Raw genomic sequence first — 17,583 nt, 5'->3', positions numbered from 1 at the left:
GGTCTGTTTCATGGGAACAGCCACAGGTTCACAACAAGGATTAAATGTACACGCTCGAGGAGATCAATTTGAAATAGAATTGGATGGTCGTTTACTTCTTCACCATACACCAGAATCGCCATGTGTATTTGTAGGACAAGGAAACGAGAAAATGGAAATGTATAGAGGAAACTTTGATATTGACGACTATCTAATAGAACGAAATGGATTGAGATACTCATTAGTTGAAGAAAATGAATCAGGATACCAAATTCAGTTGAAACGGTCACAAGAAGACAAGGCTATATTGCTGATGAACTTGGTGTATGAAGATAATAGTCTTCGTTTAGAGTTTAATGGGGATCGGGAGATGTTTAATCGTTTCTGGATTCGAATTAATTCAGAAGATAATGAAAGAATCTATGGATGTGGGCAGCAAATGTCCCATTTAAATTTAAAGGGAAAGCACTTCCCTCTTTGGACTTCTGAACCTGGGGTGGGACGAAATAAATCTACTTATACTACATGGCAAGCAGATATCCATGACAAAGCAGGTGGGGATTATTACCACACGAATTATCCCCAGCCGACTTTCATATCTACGATGAAATATTTCTGCCATGTAGAAACAACGGCATATGCAGATTTTGATTTTAGAAATAATGACTTTCATGAACTCCAAGTATGGGAAGTACCAAAATCCATTTTATTTGAAAGTGGAGAAACTTATAAGGATCTAGTAACACGTATTACTGCTCATTTGGGCCGTCAGCCCGAACTGCCTGAGTGGGTTTATGATGGTATATGGCTTGGTATGCAAGGTGGAACGGAGAAGGTACAAGAGAAGATCGATCAGGCACGACAGAGTGGAATTAAAATTGGAGCTGTTTGGGCACAAGATTGGCAAGGCAAACGAGTCACTTCCTTCGGTAGAAGGTTAAATTGGAATTGGAAATGGGACGAAAAAGAGTATCCAAATCTTGATGTGAAATTGAAAGAATGGAAAGCGGATGGCATTCGATTATTAGGGTATATCAATCCATACCTTATTAATGATGGTGATTTATATAGAGAAGCCATTCAGCAGGAGTACCTTGTCCTGAATCAAGAGGACGAGGTTTATCTAGTTGATTTTGGAGAGTTCGATTGTGGGATAGTCGACTTAACCAACCCCGATGCTTTTAATTGGTATAAAAAAGTTATCCAGGTTAATATGATCGATTTTGGACTTGATGGCTGGATGGCTGACTTTGGAGAGTATTTACCAACAGACGCTAAACTATATAACCAAGTTTCAGCAAAATTAATGCATAATGCTTGGCCAATGCTGTGGGCTAAGGTCAATTATGAAGCTGTGGAAGAATCAGGTAATCAAGATAATATTGTTTATTTCATGCGTGCCGGTTATACCGGAAGCCAGCAGTATTGCCGGTTGTTATGGGCTGGTGATCAAAGTGTGAACTGGGAATTGGATGACGGTATAGCATCTGTCATACCAGCAGCCTTGTCGGCAGGACTTTGCGGAAATGGTCTTCACCACAGTGATATTGGGGGATATACCTCTCTCCATGGAAATAAAAGAACAAAGGAATTGCTTCTTCGATGGCTGGAACTGGCTGCGTTCACACCAGTTATGAGAAGTCATGAAGGAAATCGGCCGGATGATAATTACCAATATGATCAAGACGAAGAAACAATGAAGCATTTTGCCCGCATGACTAACATCCATGTAGAGCTAGCACCTTATTTAAAAGAGCTTGTTAAAAAGAATACAGACAAAGGAATACCAGTTCAACGTCCTCTCTTTATGGAATATGAAGAAGATGAAAAGACGTATGACATTCAGTATCAGTACATGCTTGGAGAAGATGTTTTAGTTGCTCCTGTTTATGAAGAGGCCAGATCATCTTGGTCCGTGTACCTTCCAGATGATGACTGGGTGCACTTGTGGAGTGGACAAGAGTACCAAGCGGGAACGTATGAAGTTAAAACTAATTTTGGGGAACCACCTGTTTTTTACAGAAAAGATTCATTTTATAAAGACCTATTTAAACACATTCAAAATAATTACGCACTATAACTCTCATTAAAGATAGTAACCTTTTGTTAAAGGTAGTAATGTATGTTAAAATTAATTCAAATACAACAAAGGTGGGTACCTCGTAATGAGTATGACTGTTTTATATGTCCCAATAGGCAGAAAGACATTTGATTTAGACGCAGGGGAAGCTCAAAGGAAAAAAAGTTCAACCATGCTGAATAGTCTTGGGGTTGAAGTAATAGAACCGGAAGAGATATTGACTTCTCCTGATGAATTAAGTGATTTCCTGAAAGGAATTGACAAAGAAAACATCTTGACATCCATATACCAAAGTGTCACCTTTGCCGATGGAGAATTTGTTGAGGAACTGATCAAACAAGTGGAGGCTCCGGTGATGGTTTGGTCAATTAGGGAGCCGAGCATTAATGGCAGACTACGATTGAATTCACTCACAGGTGGAAATAGTACGAGTCATGTATTGAAATGCGCACACCACCCGTATGGCTTCTTATTTGGAAATCCTGAAGAGGCACAAATCCGCAGCCGCCTGCTTAAGTTTTTAAAAGTCCAATATGTAATTCAAGAGCTTAAGCAATTTAAAATTGGCGTAATTGGTGAACATCCACCTGGATTCTTTTTTTCGGGAACGGATGAAGAACTGTTACATAAACAGTTAGGTGTTGAGATCAAAAAAGTAGATTTGATGAAGGCATTTGAAGAATCTAAAAAGCTGCCACAGGAACAGTGGGAGCATGCTATAGACCGTGCAGAACAGCAGGTGATCGGTCTGAATCGTAATGAAGAAACGGTTCAAAGGTTTGCCCAGTTTACTACGTATGTCGAATCTATTATTCAGGAAGAAAACCTTTCAGGTTTAGCCATACGTTGCTGGCCCGACTTCTTTAATGAATTGGGAGCTGCTGCTTGTTCTACTCTATCTCAATTTACAGAGGATGGTATTGTTTCTTCGTGTGAATCTGATATTCATGGATCGGTGTCCATGTTCATTTTACAACAATTAAGTGGAGGGAATGCCCCATATCTTGGGGATATGGTTCATGTAAATGAAGCCAGCAATTCTGTTGTATTTTGGCATTGTGGAGCTGGAGCCTATTCACTTGCCCACCCAGACCAGGGAGCACGTCCTGGAGTACATCCAAATCGAAAGCTTGGTTTTACCATGGAGTTTGGGTTAAAACCAGGGCAAGTGACTATGTTCCGTGTAGGTTATACACCTGAAGGGTACCGTTTGTTAATAATGCGAGGGAATGCATTGGATACACCTCAGCGGTTTAATGGAACATCGGTAGAAGTGGAATTAGAAACAGATATTAATGATACATTATACAGTTTAATGGAAGAAGGGTTCGAACCACATTATGCTCTTGTCTATGAAGATGTTGCTGATGAATTGATTGAACTTGGCCGCCAGCTCGGCTTGGAAACGGTGGTCTATATTAATGATTAAAGGGGAGAACACCCTATGAATAAAATTGCGATTGGGCAAGCGGGAGGACCTACAGCTGTTATTAACGCTACACTTGCTGGCTTTATAGAAAGTGTCAAAGACAAATTCGAAGTTACCTTTGTGGAAGATGGCTACGAAGGTCTTGTAGAAGAAAAATTTCGTTCAGGTGATTCCTCTATGCTGAATTGGGTGCTTGATAATCAAGATCTCCCAGGAGCTTGTTTACGATCAGGACGTTATCCATTTAATGAGGAAGCTATTGAAAAATCCGTTCAAAACCTTAATAAACACAATATTGATACATTAGTTTTCATCGGAGGGAATGGGACGATGGAAGCTTTATATAAAGTGAAGCAAGAAGCAGAGAGGCAAGGTGTTGAGCTTAAAGTTCTCGGAATGCCAAAAACAGTAGACAATGATTTGGGTGCAACTGATCATGCCCCCGGATTTGCGAGCGCCGCAAAATATATTGCACAAACAACCAAAGACATGAGTCGTGACTTATACTCCATGAAAAACTTTGAGCAAGTACGTGTTTTGGAAACTATGGGGAGAAATGCCGGGTGGTTGGCTGCTGCTTCAGGAGCATTTAAAGAATATGATGAAGAAGGACCGCATTTTATAGCAATCCCGGAGAAACCTATAGATAAAAAGCTTATGATTAACTCTGTTCAGGAAGCTTTGGTTTCTTATGGCTATGCCCTCATCGTTGTTAGTGAAGGGGTCCAATGGAAGAAAGGGGAACAGGCTAAATTAGAACAAGTGAATGGTCGTTCTATTTTGGGAGGTATCTCTAATGAAATAGGGGAATTTGTTAAGCAGGAATTGAACGTAACCACAAGAGCCGAGCTCTTAGGGATGAATCAAAGATCCTCTTCTTCTTGTAAATCCCAAGTAGATGCCAACGAAGCTTATCAAGTTGGCTACACGGGAGGTCAATGGCTGCAGCAAGACTATGATGGATATATGGTATCTATTGAGCGTAAGCCTTCTGTTTGTTATACAATGGAATTAAAACCCGTTAAGTTAGAAGATGTAATAGCTGAGGAAGAAAGACTAATGCCACCTGCTTTCATTGAAAGTCACCAGGCATATTATCAATGGCTTACCCCATTGTTAGGAGGTGACAGTCCTTCCTATCCTCCAGTTAAACAGAGGAGAGTGGAACTTAGTGAGTACTGATATTAATCCAAATAAAGACCTTGCCCTATATTTACAATTAAAAGAAGTTTTTATTGACCGGATCCAAAACGGTCATTGGAAACCAGATCAATTAATCCCAACTGAGCAAGAATTGATGAAAGAATTTAATGTCAGTAGAACTACGATTCGTCAAGCAGTTTCCATTTTAGTGCAAGAAGGACTGGTCGAAAAGAAACAGGGGCGAGGCACGATTGTTAAACCAAGAAAATTAAGTGGGAATCTTAGTCAGTTGAAAGGGTTTGCCGAAGAAGTATTAGAAAGAGGCCAAACGCCAAAGAGTCGTTTAATTCGTGCAGAATTTAAGGACAACCTTTACCATGAAAAGTCTATGCTTGATATCAAAGATGATCAACCCATTCTTTTAATAGAAAGAATTCGATTTGCTGACGAGATGCCTGTAGCGCTTGAGAGAACGTGTTGGCCGAAAGATATTGGCGATATCTTAATTAAATACGATCTTGATGAAGCTCGGTATTATGAAATCCTTGAAAAATACAACGTTTACTTGAATCGGGCAAAAGAGAAAATCGCTGCCATTAATGCAACCATAAATGAAGCGGATGAACTTGGTATTCGTGCGGGAGAAGCCTTGTTGGAAATGACAAGATTAAGTTTTGGGGTTAATGATCGTCCTATTGAATATACAAAAACCAAGTATCGTCATGATCAATATCATTATAGTTTTGAATTAAAGCGATAAAAGGAGAAATGAGAATGCCATTTATTGATGGAAAAACTATGTTAAATCAAGCACTTAAGAATGGATATGGAGTAGGGGCTTTTAGTGCCCATAATGCAGAAACTATTCTGGCCATATTGCAAGCTGCAGAAGAAAAACAATCCCCAGTTATGATCCAGATTGGTCAGAAGGTTATTCAAACTCTTGGGTTAAAGCCTATGAAAGATATGCTCGATAGCTTTGCTGATAGCTTTAGTGTGCCGCTTTGTGTTCACTTAGACCATAGCCGTCAATATGAACAAACAATGGAAGCTATCCAATTAGGTTTTCAATCGGTTATGTTTGATGGCTCAGCCTTATCTTTTGAAGAAAATACGAAAGTAACAAAACAAGTCGTTGAGGCTGCCCGTGCTTTAGGGATTGGTTCAGAAGGTGAGATTGGAAAAATCGGCGGTACAGAAGATGATATTACTGTTGAGGAGAAAGATGCTTTGATTACAACAACACAGGAAGCGGTCGATTTTGTTACTGCTACGGATGTAGATTATTTAGCAGTCTCCATTGGCACGGCCCATGGTATATATCACCAAACTCCTAATCTCCAATTCGATCGCTTAGAAGAGATTTCCCATGCTATCCAGCGTCCAATTGTTCTTCATGGAGGTTCTGATGTACCTGATGAACAAGTTAGACGTGCCATTTCCTTAGGAATTTCGAAAATTAATGTCGATACAGAACTACGTCAGGCTTTTACTCAAGGATTACAAACCTATATGCAAAATCAGCCGGAAGATTTTGTACTTGCTAATTCTTTAGGAGCAGGTCTTGAGCAAATGAAAGAGAAAGTCAAAGAAAAAATTGATGTCTTTGGAAGTACAGGACGTGCCAGTGACTATTCTATAAAAGAAAAGATCGTAACGTTATAATCAATTAGGAGGTCGTTGCTATGTATAAAACTGCTATAGATTATTCTTTTGGATTATTTATTGGTGGTGAATGGATAGAAAAAGATGAAAAGGATACCGTTTTAAATAAGTACACGCAAGAAGTATTTGCCAAAACCGCTGCAACAGAAGAACAAGATGTTAAACGTGCTGTGAAAAGTGCCAAAGAAGCATTCTCTAAACCTTTTTCTCAGTATGAGCGTTATGGGGTGTTACTTAAGGTCGCTCAGTTACTACGAAGCAACCAGGAAGAATTTGCGAGAGCGATTGCTGAAGAAGTAGGAAAACCAATTACAGAAGCTCGGGGCGAAGTAGAACGTTCGGCTTTAACTTTAGAAATTTCTGCTGAAGAATCCAAACGGATTCACGGTGAAGAAATTCCTGTGCAAGCAGCTCCCGGTTCAGAAAACCGTAAAGCTTTCACAAGACGTTATCCAGTTGGCATTGTAGCAGCCATTACACCTTTTAATGTTCCTCTTAACCTTGTTTGTCACAAAATTGGCCCTGCGATTGCAGCTGGTAATAGTGTCATATTAAAACCAGCAGAGCAGACACCAGTGTCATCTTTGCTACTCACACGTCTATTCGAAGAAGCTGGTTTACCAAAAGGTCGTTTGAGTGTATTGACAGGAAAAGGAGAAGACGTTGGCCCGTTATTGACTTCTAATCAAGAGATCAATATGTTTACTTTCACAGGAAGTCCAAAAGTTGGATTGTTAATCCGGGAACAAGCAGGATTGCGTAATGTAGCACTTGAACTAGGGAACAATTCAGCAACAATTGTTCATAACGATGCTGATATTGAACAAGCTGCTAAACTTGTAGCACAAAAAAGTTTTAACAACGCTGGCCAAGTCTGCATCTCTGTTCAACGCGTTTACGTTCATGAGGAGATATATGAGGAATTTTTATCAAAAGTTTGTGAGGCTACGGAACAAATAAAGCTAGGTGACCCATTGGAAGAAGATACACAAATGGGTCCAATGATCGCAGAAGAAGAAGCAATGAGAGTGGAACGATGGGTAAATGAAGCTGTTGAGGCAGGAGCTAAGGTAGCGACAGGTGGTGCTAGAAAAGGAGTCTTTTATCACCCAACGGTTTTAACAAATGTGAATGATAACATGAAAGTTTGTCGACAGGAGGTTTTTGGACCTGTAGTAGCAATCGACACTTATAGAGAAGAAGATGAAGTTATCACCCGAGTTAATGATTCTGACTATGGCTTGCAGGCAGGGCTTTTTACCAATAACATGTCATTTGTTATGAAAGCCATGGATGGGATCCATGTTGGAGGGCTAATTGTTAATGACACTTCAGGCTATAGAGTAGACCATATGCCATATGGCGGCGTGAAGAAAAGTGGAACTGGAAAAGAAGGGCCTCGTTATGCCATTGAAGAAATGACTGAAGAAAAAATAATTGTATTAAATAATTAAAAGTGTGGGGAGTCCTAATACCGGCTCCCTTTTTTCATTAAATATTTATCAGGAGAAAATAATATGGAATTTTTTACAATATTATTGCCTATCTTTTTTGTTTTTGGCACCGGATATCTCGTTCAAAAAATATTTGATTTTGACATAACCAATTTTTCGAAGTTAGCCCTCTATATTTTGGTTCCTTTTTTAGTGTTTCGGACTTTCTATGAAGAATCTATTAATTTCTCTTATGTGTATATAACTATATACATGCTTGGACTTTGTTTTTTAATCATATTTACTGTGACGCTTTTATCAAAATATCAACACTACACAGAAAAAGAAAAGTGTGCTTTAATCCTTTCTTGTGCTTTCATGAATAATGGAAATTATGGTACGCCTCTTGTATTGTTTTTATTCGGAACTGCTGGATTGAAAACAGCGATTGTACTTATGGTTTTACAACAACTGTTAATGAGTACGCTTGGGGTTTATTATGCAGCGAAGGGAAGCGACCATGCAGATGGGGTAAGAGCAGCGCTTCGGTCGGTACGTAATATGCCAATGGTTTATGGAGCAATATTAGGCTTTATTTGCAATAGTTTCAATGTATCTATTGGTCCTCTGCTAGATGGAGTTAACCTAATTGCAGATGCCGCGATCCCTGTGATTATGATCACTTTAGGAATGCAGCTCGCAAAAATAAAACCTTTGGTCGTAGATTTCAAAAAAATATCTACTGCGGTAATTTTGAAATTGGTGGCTGCTCCTATTATAGCTGCTTTAATTGTATGGGGGTTGCCAGTCGATTCATTAATGAAACAAATTATGATAATAATGGCCGCGACTCCAACGGCTGCAAACACAACCATGTACGCCATTCAATTTCAAACAGATCCACAGATGGTGACAAGTGCCACTCTTACAACAACTGTGTTAAGTATACTTACAATTCCATGCGTTATTTACCTGGTAAGTTAAATATAGATGAATGATTATTGTGAAGAATATATATGCTGTCCTCAAAAAAATTTGATAGATAAGAATTATAAATAAAATTTGGCTTAAAAGCCTCCCATTAGTTTAATGAACTTATGGGAGGTTTTTCTTTAACAAAATAAATTTTATAGTAAATATATTAGGAAGAATTCGAGTTCTTTTGTTATTTTTTAGAACAAATTGTGTTGTAAGAGAGGGGGTTTTGGAAAAACACATATTGTTTCATTTTATGCCACAAACTGTTTCAGCAGCTTGGAACATTCTGTGTCACGAGTACTTGCTCACACTAGTAAACTCCTAAAATGACAGCCAAATTAAATTGGCATGTTTTTTGCATTATATAAGGTGAGGGGAGAATATACCATCATCATTTTAGGAGGGATGTACATGAAAGCTGCAGTCATGGAACAATTAAAGAGTCCATTGGTAGTTCGTCAAGTCGAAGATCCTAAAGTAGATGCTAATGGAGCGATCGTTCGTGTGCAAGCGAATGGAATTTGCCGCTCCGATTGGCACGGCTGGATGGGAGATCTCAGCTGGGTAGATGTGAACCTGGAACTTCCTTGGGTATTGGGTCATGAGTTTACAGGTGTGGTAGAGGAAATTGGCAAGGACGTGAAAAACTTTAAAGTAGGAGATCGAGTCATTGTTCCGTTCAGCCAGGGAGATGGAACTTGCGAACAGTGCTTGTCTGGTCATCAAAACATATGTGACAACTTGGAAATACCGGGCTTTTCTTACTGGGGAGGCTTTGGGGAGTACACGGCCATTCCTAATGCAGATTTAAATATGGTGCTTCTGCCAGAATCGGTGAACTTTGAAGAAGGAGCGAGTGTCGGCTGTCGTTTTATGACTTCTTTTCACGCCGTTACAGAACAGGCTAAAGTAAGGCCAGGGGAATGGGTGGCTGTTTACGGAGTAGGCGGTGTGGGGCTGGCTGCTGCGCATATTGCAAATGCAGCAGGAGCTAATGTGATTGTTGTGGATATTAGTAAGGAAAAGCTGGATTTAGCAAAATCAGTCGGTGCCGCGATAACGATAAACGGCAGGGAAACAGACCCATCAGTAGCCATCCAAGAAATAACAAAAGGCGGAGCGCACGTGTCTATAGATGCGCTTGGTATTACAGAAACGATTACAAATTCAATTTTGTCGCTTAGAAAACGCGGCCGCCATATTCAAATTGGTTTAACAACTAGTGAGGAAGCAGGAATAGTTCCTGTTCCAGCTGACTTGATAACGATGAAAGAGCTTCAGTTTCTCGGTTCATTTGGCATGCAGGCTCCAAACTACCCTTCTATGCTGGAGATGATTGGTACAGGAAAACTACAACCAGGCAAACTTGTCACAAATCATGTAGCCATTGAAGATGTGAGCAGCGTTATTGAAGGTATGGGAACTTACAATAATGTTGGAGTATCTGTTGTGAACAAATGGTAGCGCTTACTTAACATTTATATTAATAAAAATAAGGAGGAATCATGATGCAAAAGACGGTAGATCTTCAACCGAAAGCTGCAGAATTTTTGGAAGGGCAAAAAAAGCTGTTCATTAATGGGGAATGGATGGAATCGGCGAACGGAAAGACATTTGAAACGAAAAACCCGGCTACTGGTGAAGTATTGGCTAATGTAAGTGAAGCCGAAGCGGAAGACGTAAACCGTGCTGTTGAGGCAGCCCGGGCAGCTTTTGATTACGGTCCGTGGTCAAAAATGACCTCAGCCGAACGCAGCCGCTTGATTTATAAACTGGCTGATTTAATGGAAGAAAATTTGGAAGAGCTCGCTCAAATTGAGACACTTGATAATGGTAAGCCGATTAATGAAACTCGTAATGGCGATATCCCTATGGCTATTGAACATTTCCGATATTTTGCAGGATGGTCTACTAAAATAGTCGGCCAGACGATTCCGGTCTCGGGCAATTATTTTAACTATACAAGACATGAACCGGTAGGTGTAGTAGGACAAATAATCCCATGGAACTTTCCACTTCTTATGGCCGCATGGAAGTTAGGCGCCGCACTTGCTACAGGATGTACGGTCGTCTTAAAGCCTGCCGAGCAAACGCCGCTATCCGCTCTTTATCTGGCAAAATTAACAGAAGAAGCAGGCTTCCCTGAAGGGGTTATCAACATTATTCCTGGGTTCGGACCGACGGCTGGTGAACCTCTTGTAAACCATGAAAAAGTAAATAAAGTAGCTTTTACTGGTTCAACGGAGATTGGAAAACAAATTATGCGCCAGGCATCTGACACGGTGAAACGAGTTACATTAGAACTTGGCGGTAAATCTCCGAATATTATTCTTCCAGATGCAGATATGTCCAAAGCTATACCGGGAGCCCTTACCGGAATTATGTTTAATCAAGGGCAGGTTTGCAGTGCGGGTTCTCGTGTATTCGTTCAAAAGAAAGCATATGATAATTTCGTTGCTGATATGGTGTCTCATTCGAAAAGCATTAAACAAGGGCCTGGTCTTGATATGGAAACACAGATGGGACCTCTTGTATCAGACGTTCAGCAAAACCGTGTCATGAATTATATTCAGCAGGGACAAGATGAAGGTGCAGAAATGCTGACAGGCGGCCAGAATCCATTCAATAACGGCTACTTTGTAGAGCCGACGGTATTTGCTAATGTCGATGACAGCATGACGATTGCCAAAGAAGAAATATTCGGACCGGTTGTAGCTGCCATGCCTTTTGAAGATTTGGATGAAGTGATTGAACGTGCGAACAATTCAGCATATGGACTGGCGGCTGGGTTATGGACAGAAAACGTAAAAAATGCTCATTATGTTGCCAATAACCTGCAGGCGGGCACCGTATGGGTTAACTGCTATAACGTCTTTGATCCTGCTTCTCCATTTGGAGGTTTCAAACAATCGGGAAGCGGCCGTGAGATGGGATCGTATGCGTTAGAAAACTATACGGAAGTTAAAAGCGTCTGGATTAATATGAACTAAACCAATAAAATACTTTTAAACAGGATGTCTTATGAAAAGGCATCCTGTTTTTTATTATTGTTTTATTCAAAATGTTATAATAAATCTGACATATTAAGGAATTTGGTTAAAGGACTATGATCTTGTTGGGAGGCAGAGCATGCACCAGAAAGATTGGGAGAATTTTATTATAAAAAACCAAGTATCTGAAGAAATTCCTGAAGATATTATTCAGTCATGGAAACGCAGCGTTCGCCACGGGATCCGACCTGATTTGAAAAAAGCTCCTCAAATCTTTAACTATCAAGATATACAAAAAATTGCTTCTAGTAGTCTAATCCATCGTATTTTCACACAAGTGAGCAGAGAAATGGAGAAATACTTCAACAAAAATGATTTTTCACTCAACCTTGCGGATAGTGAAGGCCGCATTATTTCTTCCTTTGTTGAAGGCAGTTTAAAAGAACAACTGCAAGAATTTCGTTTCTTTGAAGGAGGGCATTGGAATGAAGCTCACTCAGGTACAAATGCCATAGGGACTGCCTTGTCCATTGATAATGATATTGTAATTAAAGGTCCTCAGCACTTTTGTGAAAATTGGCATCCCTTTTCTTGTGCCGGAGTTCCCATTCGTCATCCTCTTCACCGTAAAACAGCGGGTGTATTGGATTTGACAACCATTAATAAATGTTTTCCTGAAAACGCTTTAAGTCTGACTGCCGTGTTTGTACAATCGATTGAATCGCTTTGGCATGCAGAAATTCTTCAGGATATCGAAAAACTTAGAGACGAATTTAAAGCCTATATCGAAAACATACAGGAAGACAAAGTAATTGCTATTGATACCGAAGGCACCATCATTGATAAATATAGAACAAGTATAAATACGATGAAAGAATATGTGGACCCGGGTCTAGTACGTCCAGAGGTTTACGAAGGTAAGATTCAATTAGAAAATGGACAAACAAGTGAAGGAAAAATAGTACCGGTTAGAAGAGATGGCCGACTGGTAGGCAATATTGTGCAAATAAAAAGTGCAAACAGCAAACGAATTGTTAACAACCAAAATCCATCAGCTTTTTCTGTTTTACAAGGGGAAAGCCAATCGTGGATTCAAGTTATTGAAAATGCAAAGAGAACAGCAAAAGCCGATACAGCGGTTCTTATTACAGGAGAAAGCGGAACCGGAAAAGAATTAATTGCGCGGGCGGTACATGAAACAAGTGATAGAAAAAACAAAGCTTTTCTAGCCGCAAATTGTGCCGCCCTCCAACAAGACTTAGCGCCGAGTGAATTGTTTGGGTATGTACCAGGAGCATTTACCGGAGCACTCAAAACTGGAAATAAAGGATGGTTTGAAGCAGCTGACGGTGGAACCTTATTTTTGGATGAAATCAGCGAAATGCCGCCTGCTATTCAAGCGATGCTTTTGCGTGTATTACAGGAAAAGCAGATTGTCCGTATTGGAGAACGCAAACCTAGAACAATTGATGTACGCATCATTGCGGCAAGCAATCGTAATTTAAAAGAATGGGTAAATACAGGGAAATTTCGTTCAGATCTATATTTTCGCTTAAACATTGCTCGTTTGCATCTTCCACCTCTTCGTAAACGAAAAACTGATATTAGCTTGCTCGTGAATTATTTTTTGCAAAGGCATGGCGGAAACTTTCATATCAATCAAAAGGCCATGCAGATTTTACAGCATTACCATTGGCCAGGTAATGTGCGAGAGCTTCAAAATGCAATAGAGTGTGCTGTGTTGTACGCTCAAAATTATCAAATTACAGAGCAAGAGTTACCAGCTGAGCTGGTAGAAGACGAAAACCAGGAAGAACAAGCAATGGATTTACGCTTAGTGCCAGAAAGAGATACAACCAGTCAGGAAACAGAAGAAAAGCAGCTCATAGAAACTATAGAATCGTGCCGCTACAATTTGACTCAGGCCTCTAAAGCTTTGGGAATATCACGGAGCACCCTTTACCGCAGAATGAAAAAATATAAAATAAAAGTATAATTCTCTGGCTTGATAGTTCATAAATTTCGTTTTCCCTCTATGGGCTGAAAGGTCTCGTCCCACAGTTTTGCGAATTTATATTGCTATAATTGGCCAAATATAAAAGAGCGCTTCAGTCACGAAGCGCTCTTTGTGTATGACTGCCCGTCTGGGATAATTTTTTCCTGACATTTTCGTTTAAAGCATCCATTTCTTCGATGAACTGTTCACTCGAAGCGATGATTCGCTCGGACGACTGCTCTGTCGTTTTCAGTGCTTCGAATATGTTATCGAATGACTCTTGGAGAGCCTCCATACTAATTGCGGGATTTTCCATCATTTGTGTAGTCTCTTCGGCATTCTGCCTTAGATTTCTGGAGTTCGACAGCAGCATCTCCTCTGTTGCTTTATTGACGCCGTTCACCGTATCGATCACTTTCCGCTGATTATTTAAAGCGAGCTGAATCGAAGCGGAAACGGTAATAATATTTTTCGTCAGCGTAACGGCATTCCGAATGGATTCCTTTAGTTTTTCATTGTTTTTCTTAATAATATCTACAGAAGAAATACTCTGATGCAGCACAATTTTCATCTGTGTCATGTTTCTCGTACGTGTAATGATCTTCTCTTTTCCTTCTGTAAGCAGCGCCAGATCGTGTTCGCCCTTAGCTTCTTTTTCCTGCAAAAGCTCAAACAGCTTCTTCCCAAGATAGATTTGCTTGTCAAGGTCATAGATGCGCTTTTGGGCGTTTTCCTTAATAAGCTGTAATTCGACGCTGTCTTCTTCCAGCCGGTCTTTCCCCGCCAGCAGACTGCGAACAACCGTATCAATCTTCGAGTCGACCGTTTCATACCTCTTCATGTAGCGATCGATTGGCTGCTTTTTGCTTAGTTTATAGAAGAATCTCTGGATGCCGTTACCTTCCGTACGTTTCGGATCAAGGTCTGACACGATGGCCTCTAGTTCACTTAACGTTTCAGGAATGTCTTTATTGCCTTTAGATTTGAGATCGTTTACCGGGCGCTTCAACGTTTCCATCGTCTCTCCGGCGATGCGCTGTTCCTTTTCTCCGAGATCCCCGAGCTCTCTCATCACTTCTGAAAGGGAGTCGTCTCTTGAAGATTCGAACTTTTCCGCGTAGGCTTCCGCCTCTTCGTTCAGGCGGGCGATATCTTCTTTTTCAATAAGTGTCATCGCTTCTTTCAAGTCCTGGGCGTTCATTTCAGCTTCTTTGTCTCTAAGGAAAGAATTTTCACTCATGTCCATATCTCCTATCTGACAATAGTAGTTTCAAGAAAAACAAAAGGGACGGTTGCAAAACATTTCTTACTTCTGGGAGTAGAAACTCTCATCTTCTTTCTTATACTTGGAAGCAATAATCCCCTTGCTTCTGGCAAAATTCTGTGCATGACTTTCTTCTTCCTTTTGCTCAAGTGTTTCAATGAACGTACGTAAATCGTACATCGTCTCCAACAGTTCATCTTTTCGTTTTTCCTTATTAACCTCCGACAATTGCTGAAACGATTCGATGAAGTTAGGAACGTCTTTATCCATCATCGTCTCCAGGGCGTATTGTTCTTCAATTGTGAGTTCTTCCATTCGACTGAATTGTTTCACTGTCCGTTTCTTTAAAGAAAACCACTCTTTTTGAAGATCAGGCTGCTTCTCGAGAAACGGGAAGTTCCAGCCTTCGAGGACTTCTTCATCGACGTGTTCAGAAGTGGCTATTTCTCCAGATCTTTCCTTGCGCTCCACGTAAGATTCCACATACGTATACAAAACCTGCGAAAAATCACGCAATGTGTCTCCAAGCCCTTTTCTTCTCGTGAATTCTTCTTTTAAAAACGTAGGGAAAAATGAATCTTCATCTTCTCCCATTTCAAAGCGGCCAAGCAGCATTTTCGGCGGCTTTCCGTACACCTCAATAGTACAATTGAACATGTTGGAAGTCGGAATCACTGCGGTGAAAAAGACACCGTTCCAAAATCCATCCAAAATATATCTTTTGTTCACCTCTACTAGTTCTTTTATATTCAGACCGAAATAAATGGGCCGTTTTTCTTTAATAACCTGCTTCATTTCTCTCATCGTATGAAAATCGATGTACCGCTGATATGCGGAGGTATGCGGCATGAACGTTCTTTCCAAATTTTCAAGTGTAGAAGAGTAGAGGTTTTCCATGCTTCTTCAGCCCCTTTTAAGTCCTTCCTTTTCCGTGGAAAAATGTTTCCAATATACTTCAAGAATACCACAAATCATAGTTTGATATGAAGAAATGCCTATGTATTCTCCATCAGCAAAACCATTCTACCGGCAGTAATAGAAATAAGCCCTAAATGGAAGAGAAATAAAAGTTATCACAAGTGTAATACGGTTATCTCATGTATAGTTAAAGCATAAGGAAGCAAGAGTGATGACGGTCCTAAATAAAACCTAGGGGGAGATAAAATGAGAAGGATAATCTTATCGACCGAAAGCGGTGCCGACTTACCGGGTGATGAAGCTGAAAAGTACGATATTCAAGTAGTTCCTATGCACATCATTATGGATGGAAAAGATTACTTAGACGGTTCTTTGCCGGTCCAGGATATTTACGACTATTATGAACGTACGAAGAAAATACCCTCTACGACCTCGACTAATGCTCATGAATATCAAGAGTTTTTTGCAACAATAAAAGAAAAATTTCCAGATTGCTTCATTATACATATTGGTTATACATCGAAAGCGTCTTCTTCTTTTCAAAATGCTGTGATTGCTGCGGAAGAGTTTGAAGACATATTTCTTATAGATGCTCTAAACGTTACAGGAGGATTGGCTGCAATTGTACTGTATGCCGCTAAAGTTTTAGAAAAAGAACCTGACATGGAACCGGAACGATTAATTGAAGAAATAGAGGCAGTCGTTCCTAAATCAAGACTGGCTTTCATTCCAGGGAGCCTAGAGTTTCTCAAAGCGGGTGGAAGGGTAAGTAACATGGCTTCTTTAATTGGAACACTATTGAAAATAAAACCATGCATAGAATTGAAGGACGGAAAACTTATCTCTACAAAGAAGTACCGTGGAAAAATGAGTGGAGCTACTGAAAAACTCTTAAATGATTACTTAAATGAATTCAACATTGATAGAGAGCAGCTATATTTTATCTACTCTATCGGACTTGATGAAAGAATCAAGCAGCAGTTGGAGGAAGTTGCCAAAGAAAAAGGATTCAAAAATATAAGCTGGATCCGAGCGGGCGGTATGATTTCGACTCACTCTGGAGCCGGGGGCTTCGGGGTAGCAGGATTAGAGCAATAGTACGAACTAAAATTGGAGTGAGGGCAGAAAACTCGAAACTAGAAAATGCTTAGGGTTCCTGCCGAAAGAATAGAGAACATTACTTAATAACATACTTTCTATCAATAATAATAATGTAAGAAACCTCCCCAGTAAAACTAATGGGAGGTTTTAGTTTTTTAGATATTTATAGACCTAACCATATACTCTGCGGCCATGCAATGTTTAGTAAATTGCTTATAACTGAGATAATAACTAAAGCAATACCAGTGGAGTAGAGGGCCTTAAAGAAAGTAAACTTAGATTCTATAAGTAAAAAGGTAATAAGGTAAATGGCTGAAGCAATAAACAGTCCCACTAAAAAAATAGTGAATACGTATCCTATAATCCATCCTATATATACAATTGGTTTAATAATTAAAACTTTTGAATGAGAACTTTTGTCTTTTTGTTTCATTATTTTTAGAACTTCCATTACTAGATAAATACCGGATACAATACTCCCGGCGATAGAAACATATAAAGGGAAGAACTGGGCTAAACGGGAAAAGGTTAGGGCAGTAACAGCTGCCCAGATAAAAACAATAAATATAAAAAAGGTAAAGATTATATTTAATGATTGTTTAGTCAT

14 protein-coding genes are annotated in these 17,583 nt (G+C 39.9%); 11 read left to right on the top strand and 3 right to left on the bottom strand.

Annotated elements, in window-relative coordinates; all coding sequences use genetic code 11:
* The first annotated feature begins 10 nt into the window (after positions 1-10).
* The 10 genes from B7E06_RS19100 (at position 11) to B7E06_RS19055 (ending at position 13,693) form a co-directional block, all read left to right on the top strand.
* Positions 11-2,059: an alpha-glucosidase gene (locus B7E06_RS19100; protein WP_082235511.1), complete on the top strand. Its 2,049-nt coding sequence runs from the start codon at positions 11-13 to the stop codon at positions 2,057-2,059.
* An 85-nt stretch (positions 2,060-2,144) separates the two neighbouring features.
* Complete coding sequence (gene sftI / locus B7E06_RS19095) at positions 2,145-3,488, top strand: sulfoquinovose isomerase (RefSeq protein ID WP_082235510.1); 1,344 nt, start codon at positions 2,145-2,147, stop codon at positions 3,486-3,488.
* A 15-nt stretch (positions 3,489-3,503) separates the two neighbouring features.
* Positions 3,504-4,670, top strand: coding sequence for a diphosphate--fructose-6-phosphate 1-phosphotransferase (locus tag B7E06_RS19090; RefSeq protein WP_082235509.1), 1,167 nt, complete (start codon positions 3,504-3,506; stop codon positions 4,668-4,670).
* Positions 4,660-5,391 carry a GntR family transcriptional regulator gene (locus B7E06_RS22285; protein WP_082235508.1) on the top strand — a complete coding sequence of 244 codons (732 nt, stop codon included), beginning with the start codon at positions 4,660-4,662 and terminating at the stop codon, positions 5,389-5,391. Before B7E06_RS19090 ends, B7E06_RS22285 begins: the two co-directional genes overlap by 11 nt.
* 14 nt (positions 5,392-5,405) lie before the next feature.
* On the top strand, positions 5,406-6,296 hold the full coding sequence (locus B7E06_RS19080) for a class II fructose-bisphosphate aldolase (protein ID WP_082235507.1): 891 nt from the start codon (positions 5,406-5,408) through the stop codon (positions 6,294-6,296).
* A gap of 20 nt (positions 6,297-6,316) precedes the next feature.
* Positions 6,317-7,750: an aldehyde dehydrogenase family protein gene (locus tag B7E06_RS19075; RefSeq protein WP_082235506.1), complete on the top strand. Its 1,434-nt coding sequence runs from the start codon at positions 6,317-6,319 to the stop codon at positions 7,748-7,750.
* A 63-nt stretch (positions 7,751-7,813) separates the two neighbouring features.
* Positions 7,814-8,713 carry an AEC family transporter gene (locus tag B7E06_RS19070; protein ID WP_082235505.1) on the top strand — a complete coding sequence of 300 codons (900 nt, stop codon included), beginning with the start codon at positions 7,814-7,816 and terminating at the stop codon, positions 8,711-8,713.
* Between the two features lie 405 nt (positions 8,714-9,118).
* A complete protein-coding gene (locus tag B7E06_RS19065; RefSeq protein WP_082235504.1) occupies positions 9,119-10,171 on the top strand; it encodes a zinc-binding dehydrogenase in 1,053 nt (350 codons plus the stop codon).
* A gap of 41 nt (positions 10,172-10,212) precedes the next feature.
* Positions 10,213-11,697, top strand: coding sequence for an aldehyde dehydrogenase family protein (locus tag B7E06_RS19060; RefSeq protein ID WP_082235503.1), 1,485 nt, complete (start codon positions 10,213-10,215; stop codon positions 11,695-11,697).
* A gap of 139 nt (positions 11,698-11,836) precedes the next feature.
* Positions 11,837-13,693 (top strand): sigma-54-dependent Fis family transcriptional regulator, encoded by a 1,857-nt coding sequence (locus B7E06_RS19055; RefSeq protein ID WP_082235502.1) that lies wholly within the window; start codon positions 11,837-11,839, stop codon positions 13,691-13,693.
* 112 nt (positions 13,694-13,805) lie between these two features.
* On the opposite strand, the gene B7E06_RS19050 is transcribed toward B7E06_RS19055, so the two are convergent.
* Positions 13,806-14,933, bottom strand: coding sequence for a toxic anion resistance protein (locus B7E06_RS19050; RefSeq protein ID WP_082235501.1), 1,128 nt, complete (start codon positions 14,931-14,933; stop codon positions 13,806-13,808).
* A gap of 66 nt (positions 14,934-14,999) precedes the next feature.
* The gene (locus B7E06_RS19045; protein WP_082235500.1) at positions 15,000-15,854 is read right to left on the bottom strand and encodes a hypothetical protein; all 855 of its coding nucleotides are present in this window, start codon (positions 15,852-15,854) and stop codon (positions 15,000-15,002) included.
* 267 nt (positions 15,855-16,121) lie between these two features.
* Between B7E06_RS19045 and B7E06_RS19040 the strand changes: the two genes are divergently transcribed.
* Positions 16,122-16,973, top strand: a complete 852-nt coding sequence (locus B7E06_RS19040) for a DegV family protein (protein WP_082235499.1) — start codon at positions 16,122-16,124, stop codon at positions 16,971-16,973.
* Positions 16,974-17,139: 166 nt separating this feature from the next.
* On the opposite strand, the gene B7E06_RS19035 is transcribed toward B7E06_RS19040, so the two are convergent.
* Entirely contained in the window at positions 17,140-17,583 is a 444-nt protein-coding gene (locus tag B7E06_RS19035) for a tripartite tricarboxylate transporter TctB family protein (protein WP_082235498.1), read from the bottom strand.

This window comes from Halobacillus massiliensis (genome assembly GCF_900166625.1).
Lineage (GTDB): Bacteria > Bacillota > Bacilli > Bacillales > Halobacillaceae > Halobacillus_A > Halobacillus_A massiliensis.
This window is presented reverse-complemented; position numbering and strand designations above follow the sequence as displayed.

Bases quoted from the DNA above. Each gene is read 5' to 3' on its own strand.
- B7E06_RS19065 (WP_082235504.1), top strand. From the start codon at position 9,119: ATGAAAGCTGCAGTCATGGAACAATTAAAGAGTCCATTGGTAGTTCGT.
- B7E06_RS19040 (WP_082235499.1), top strand. From the start codon at position 16,122: ATGAGAAGGATAATCTTATCGACCGAAAGCGGTGCCGACTTACCGGGT.
- B7E06_RS19050 (WP_082235501.1), bottom strand. From the start codon at position 14,933: ATGAGTGAAAATTCTTTCCTTAGAGACAAAGAAGCTGAAATGAACGCC.
- B7E06_RS19080 (WP_082235507.1), top strand. From the start codon at position 5,406: ATGCCATTTATTGATGGAAAAACTATGTTAAATCAAGCACTTAAGAAT.
- B7E06_RS19090 (WP_082235509.1), top strand. From the start codon at position 3,504: ATGAATAAAATTGCGATTGGGCAAGCGGGAGGACCTACAGCTGTTATT.
- B7E06_RS19055 (WP_082235502.1), top strand. From the start codon at position 11,837: ATGCACCAGAAAGATTGGGAGAATTTTATTATAAAAAACCAAGTATCT.
- B7E06_RS19035 (WP_082235498.1), bottom strand. From the start codon at position 17,583: ATGACTAAACAATCATTAAATATAATCTTTACCTTTTTTATATTTATT.
- B7E06_RS19075 (WP_082235506.1), top strand. From the start codon at position 6,317: ATGTATAAAACTGCTATAGATTATTCTTTTGGATTATTTATTGGTGGT.
- B7E06_RS19100 (WP_082235511.1), top strand. From the start codon at position 11: ATGGGAACAGCCACAGGTTCACAACAAGGATTAAATGTACACGCTCGA.
- B7E06_RS19070 (WP_082235505.1), top strand. From the start codon at position 7,814: ATGGAATTTTTTACAATATTATTGCCTATCTTTTTTGTTTTTGGCACC.
- B7E06_RS19045 (WP_082235500.1), bottom strand. From the start codon at position 15,854: ATGGAAAACCTCTACTCTTCTACACTTGAAAATTTGGAAAGAACGTTC.
- B7E06_RS19060 (WP_082235503.1), top strand. From the start codon at position 10,213: ATGATGCAAAAGACGGTAGATCTTCAACCGAAAGCTGCAGAATTTTTG.
- sftI (WP_082235510.1), top strand. From the start codon at position 2,145: ATGAGTATGACTGTTTTATATGTCCCAATAGGCAGAAAGACATTTGAT.